Genomic DNA, 5180 nt, shown 5'->3' with positions numbered 1-5180 from the left:
GGGTGGGGGTGCCCCAGCTCAGCCAGCAGGCGCGTGACCTGCACAAAAGCTTCGTGGGTCGGAGAGTCGGTGGAAGAAGAGTCGGCAGCCATGGCGCCGATTGTCACCGCGCCACAATGCCCTCATGAATGCCCCCGAGAGCACTGGCGCCGGCGCGCCCGACCCGATTGCCGACACCCGCGACTGGCTCGACAAGGCCGTCATCGGCCTGAACCTGTGTCCCTTCGCCAAGAGCGTGCAGGCCAAGGGGCAGGTGCGCTATGTGCTGAGCAACACCACCGACGCCGCCGTCTTGCTGGCCGAGCTGGAACACGAGTTGCAGCACCTGGTCGCGACCGACCCGGAGCAGACCGACACCACGCTGATCGTCCATCCGCAGGTGCTGCAGGACTTCCTCGACTTCAACGATTTCCTCGGCATCGCCGACGAGCTGCTGGAGCGGTTGGGTCTCGAAGGCACGCTGCAGGTCGCCAGCTTTCACCCCCAGTTCCAGTTCGCGGGCGCCGACGCCGACGACATCTCGAACTACACCAACCGCTCGCCCTACCCCACGCTGCACCTGCTGCGCGAAGCGAGCATCGACCGCGCCGTCGAAGCCTTCCCCGACGCCGAGGCGATCTACGAGCGCAACATCGAGACGCTGGAGCAGTTGGGGCATGAAGGGTGGGTGGCGTTGTTCAAGGGGCCCGCCGCCCGGTAGCCAGCGCATTCCGCCTTGCGAAGATCCTGTCTAGAGGCAGACGACGTTTGATCGCCTGGATGTGCAATTCGGTCGGGTTGCTGGCTCGCTTGTCGGACCACTCAATCCAGTGGTCGGTCCAATAGACGGCCCAGAGTTTGTGAATGATCCAGGCCAGCAATACGCCCCACCAGCCCATGAGATCAACCCTGCCGTACAGCCCGCCAATCAACAGCGTCAGGCAAACCAAGGCGGCGAAGGGTGCGTGCAGCAGGCCATGGCCGGTGGCCAACAGGTATTCCGTGGGCAGCGGAGCCGTGCCTGTCTGGTCGTCCATAGGCCGATCTGCGTGAACCCTCAACGCAGCGGGAACAATCCAACCTCCAAGCGCGAACGTCAACAGCCCAGCCAACACGGTCACCCAAGATGCAAACGCGTTGCGGCTTGGCTTGTCGACGGGCCGGAGTGTGTAGCCCACCATGCGGCGCGCTGCCTCAAGCTCCGAAAGGTAGCTTGGCAGGTCCCCTGCCTTCACGTGGTCAGTCAAGCTGCGATAGTGGTAGGTCAGCTGCAGCGTGTGGTCGGCAAAGCGCGTCATCTCGTCAAATTCGAACGCCTTGCTGCGCACGCGCCGGCTCGAACCCTCGATCGATCGTTCCTCCGGCAGCACGGCCGACAGCTTGACCGTCAAATCTTCGGGATGCTCCAGTGCCAACGGCGCCGTCCGCACGGTGTCGTCGGGCCTCGCCAGCATGTGCTTCATGTCCGGTGCGTACAGATACACCACGGGCTTGCCCTCGGACGGGTTTTTCGCCCACAACGAGTCGACGCGGTAGAACTCCGTCGTCACCAGACGGTTGGCCTGCTCGTCGTCCGCAAAGGTCAGCGGCTTGTCCTGCACGAGGCTGGGATAGGAGCGCAGGTAGTAGTTGAGATAGTTGCGCTGCAGATCGTCGAGGTTGTCGTTGCGCAGGGTGTCACGCATTTCGTCGGCGCTCGCACCTTCATAGGTCGTGCGCACCTGCATCGTCACAGCCTGTCCGAATCCGTGCGATGCATCAATGTCCATCGCGATCTCACGACGGTATTCGGCGTTGGCGGGCACCGGCATCGTCGCGAGGTCAGTCGATCGGCCGTCCAGCAACAGGGCTCTGCCAAAGCTCGCCTGAGCCAGGCGATCCAGGCTGCCTTTTTGGGGTGCCCGTGTCGGGTCCAGCCAGAACTCCTTATCGCCCACGCGCGCGTGCAGTATCACGTGGTTGAACGCCCCAGGCGAGGGGAGTTGGTCCGCCACAACCTGACGAAGGCGCGTGTCGACCAGGGCTGGATAAGCGGTCACACCCAATGCGTGCAACATCGTGACCGCCAACCGAACCTTGTCCTTGCAATCACCATAGCGGCGCGCAAGCACGGTTTCCGGCGAGCGCGGCGCATGCGATCCGGGACCCACCTCAACGCCCAGGTAGCGAATTTGCGATTGCACAAAGGCCAGCACTTCACGCAGCCGATCCTCGGGTGATGCGGATTTCGCAGCAATGCGATCGACCTCGGCCCGCAATGGGCCCGAAAGGCGAGCCGGCTCCGCATACAACGGCTCGGCCCAGCGCGCCACCGCGGCCCAGTCGGTAAATTCGCTCCACTGCACCGCGGCGTAGGGGTCGTACCAGCGTGGCGCGTCATTCTGGCGCGCAAATGGCGCGACGTCATGGGCCTGCCAGACGCGTTCATCCCAACCTGCCGCTGTGTGGATCGCCGGGGCCGCTCCATCCTGCGGCGATTTGATTTGGACATCGCGGCCTGCGGGCACCCGCAGGCGACGGAAGAGATGGTGCACAGGAACGCGCCAGCGCATGTCCATGCGCCCGAACTCGGCACCTTCAAAAACCGGGTTGCTTCCTCTCAGGCTGTAGGCGTACTCAACGATGTCGCCAACGCGAATGTCCTCGAGCACGACGTCGACCGTCTTGCTTCCATCGTAGACCTGGTACTCCAGCTCCGACTCTCGTTGCAGCACCTTGATCTGCGCCGAAGGCAAGCGATCCTGCACCCGACCATCGCGATAGACCTTCAACGAATGGAGTGTCAGACGCTGATAGGACGGGTCGAAATCAACGCTGACCTGAGCCACCGACTCGACGCCGCGCTCGTTCAGTGCGCGGCTGGCCGAGCGTCGAAAGGTGGTCTTCCCACTGGCCTCCAGCTGAATCTGCTGGTCCGCCAACAGATAGTGCACACCGTTGCTGGCTTGGCCCAGTGGGGGCTTCGCCTCCATGTCCAGCGGCAGGTTTTGAACCCAGGCTGGGGCGCTGCCCCGCTGATACTCGGCCGCATCGGCCGGTGCAGGGAGACAAGCCAAGCCCAGCCCCCCGGCGGCACTGAGCACCCAGGCTCGCGCCATGCGGCGCCATGTGAATCGCTGCGTCACTCTTCTTTTCTCCCTGTATCCCTCTTCACGTGGCGCCGATGCTATCAACGGCGAGCCGATCAGCCGCCGATCCGATCCTAGAATGGCCGGCCATTTTTCACTCTGAACGCCTGCCGTGTCCGATCGCCTGCGCGTGCTGCCGCAATACCTGCTGCCAAAGCAGGCCCTGACCTCGCTGATGGGTGCCTTGGCGCGCAAGGAGGGTGGCGGCATGACGACCGGGGTGATCCGCTGGTTCGTCGACCGTTACGGTGTCAACATGGCCGAGGCGGCCGAACCCGACATCACGGCCTACAAGAGCTTCAATGCCTTCTTCACCCGGCCGTTGAAGCCCGGTGCGCGGCCGATCGCCGAGGCGCCGCTGATCTGCCCGGTCGATGGGGCCATCAGCCAGTTCGGGGCGATCGAGGGCGACCAGATCTTCCAGGCCAAGGGCCACTCATACACGACCGCGGCGCTGGTCGGTGGTGACCAGGCGCTGGCCGCGCACTTCCATGGCGGCTCGTTCGCGACGCTGTACTTGAGCCCGCGCGACTACCACCGCATCCACATGCCTTGTGATGGCCGGCTGCTGCGCATGATCCACGTGCCGGGTGAGTTGTTCTCGGTCAACCCGACCACGGCCCGCGGCGTGCCGGGGGTGTTCGCCCGCAACGAGCGGGTGGTCTGCCTGTTCGACGGCCCGCTCGGCCCTTTCCTGCTGGTGCTGGTGGGCGCCACCATCGTTGGCAGCATGGCCACCGTGTGGCATGGCGTGGTGAACCCGCCGCGGCCAGGCCACCTGCGCGAGTGGGCGTACCACAACGAGAACATCGCGCTGCGCCAGGGCGAAGAGATGGGCCGCTTCCTGCTCGGCTCGACGGTGGTGATGCTGTTTCCGCGCCGCGCCGACGGGCAACCGCTGCGCTTCAACCCCGCGTGGGCACCGGGCGGTGCCATCCGCCTGGGCGAGGCGATGGCGGGATGAACACGCAGGGCTTGCCGCCGGTGCGCTGCCGCCGGCTCGACAGCCCTGCTACACGTTGGCTGCTGGCCGGCGTTGCCGCGCTGCTCTGCAGCAGCGCCGCGTCCGCCCAGTCCTGGACGCTCAATGGCGAGGCCTCGCTGGCCAGCGACCTGACCGAGCGTGGCGTCTCGTACTGGCCGCTCCAGGCCGCGGCGCAGGGCCTGCTCGCGTTGTCTGACGGCGCCCACTGGTCGGCCACCCTGACGCTGAGTGCACCGCTCGAGCATGTCCACGACTACCAGGCCGTCGCCCGCGTCGGCGCCTACTGGAACGCCAACGAGAACTGGCAGCTGCAGGCCCGGCTCGGCGCCTACGCCTACCCGGGCGGCGGCTACTACCGCTTCTACAACCGGACCGAGCTCGGCCTCGGTGCCAGCTACCGCGATCTGTGGTCGCTGGATCTGTCTGCCGCACAGTTGGACGAAGGTGATTCGCACCTGTACCCGGCCATCGACCTGGGCTTGCACTGGCCTTTGACGGAGCAATGGTCCCTGGCCGCTGGCCTGGGACGGACCGAAATGTTCTGGTGGCCGGGCGTCTGGTACACCTATGCCGATGCCGGGGTGGTCTGGCAATCGGGACCTTGGCGTGCAGCGTTGCGCTATCTCCATGCCAGCGACAGCGCCCAGTTCTACATGCAGCGCCTCGCCGAGCCGCACACCACCTTCAGCGTCAGCTGGCTGTTCTGAGCCGGCCGGAGCAACCTGTCGGTTCCATGCTCGGTTCGAAACCGCTGGCACTTTTTTTGCCCGCAAGGCAACCTTTCGGCACGGCCCCCGCACTTACCGGCATGCACAGCCGCCGCCGATGAACCCGAGCCCCCCACCTGACGACGACGACACCGACAGTTCGCTGCTGCGCCGGATGGCCGGCGGCGACCGCACGGCGTTGGCCGAGATGTACCGGCCGTACCACCGCCGGCTGGCGCGCTTCCTGTCGCGCCTGACGCGGCGGCCCGACATCATCGACGAGGTCATCAACGACTGCTTCTGGATCGTCTGGCAAAAGGCCGGCTCCTTCCGCGGCGACTCGCGCGTATCGACCTGGATCTTCGGCATCGCCTACCGTTG

At 65.5% G+C, this 5180-nt stretch carries 5 protein-coding genes; 4 read left to right on the top strand and 1 reads right to left on the bottom strand.

The genetic code is table 11. The features are described from left to right. Nucleotides 1-124: 124 nt before the first annotated feature. A complete protein-coding gene (locus AC1DYI_RS25815; protein ID WP_477206993.1) occupies nucleotides 125-700 on the top strand; it encodes a DUF1415 domain-containing protein in 576 nt (191 codons plus the stop codon). Here the strand turns inward: AC1DYI_RS25815 and AC1DYI_RS25810 are convergent. Beyond that, nucleotides 678-3104 (bottom strand): DUF3857 domain-containing transglutaminase family protein, encoded by a 2427-nt coding sequence (locus AC1DYI_RS25810; protein ID WP_477206992.1) that lies wholly within the window; start codon nucleotides 3102-3104, stop codon nucleotides 678-680. The genes AC1DYI_RS25815 and AC1DYI_RS25810 overlap by 23 nt on opposite strands. A gap of 115 nt (nucleotides 3105-3219) precedes the next feature. Here AC1DYI_RS25810 and asd point away from each other — a divergent pair, with 115 nt between their 5' ends. The 3 genes from asd to AC1DYI_RS25795 all read left to right on the top strand — a co-directional run. Continuing rightward, a complete protein-coding gene (gene asd / locus AC1DYI_RS25805) occupies nucleotides 3220-4071 on the top strand; it encodes an archaetidylserine decarboxylase (RefSeq protein ID WP_477206991.1) in 852 nt (283 codons plus the stop codon). After that, a complete protein-coding gene (locus tag AC1DYI_RS25800) occupies nucleotides 4068-4799 on the top strand; it encodes a TorF family putative porin (RefSeq protein WP_477206990.1) in 732 nt (243 codons plus the stop codon). The genes asd and AC1DYI_RS25800 overlap by 4 nt, the downstream gene beginning before the upstream one ends. A 118-nt stretch (nucleotides 4800-4917) precedes the next feature. Beyond that, nucleotides 4918-5180 (top strand): sigma factor (locus AC1DYI_RS25795; protein WP_477206989.1); only part of this gene is annotated, 263 nt, incomplete at its 3' end.

Source organism: Ideonella sp. P3_A4 (assembly GCF_056403075.1).
Note: the sequence above shows the minus strand (reverse complement) of the source record. Positions and strands in the feature narration are given on the sequence as shown.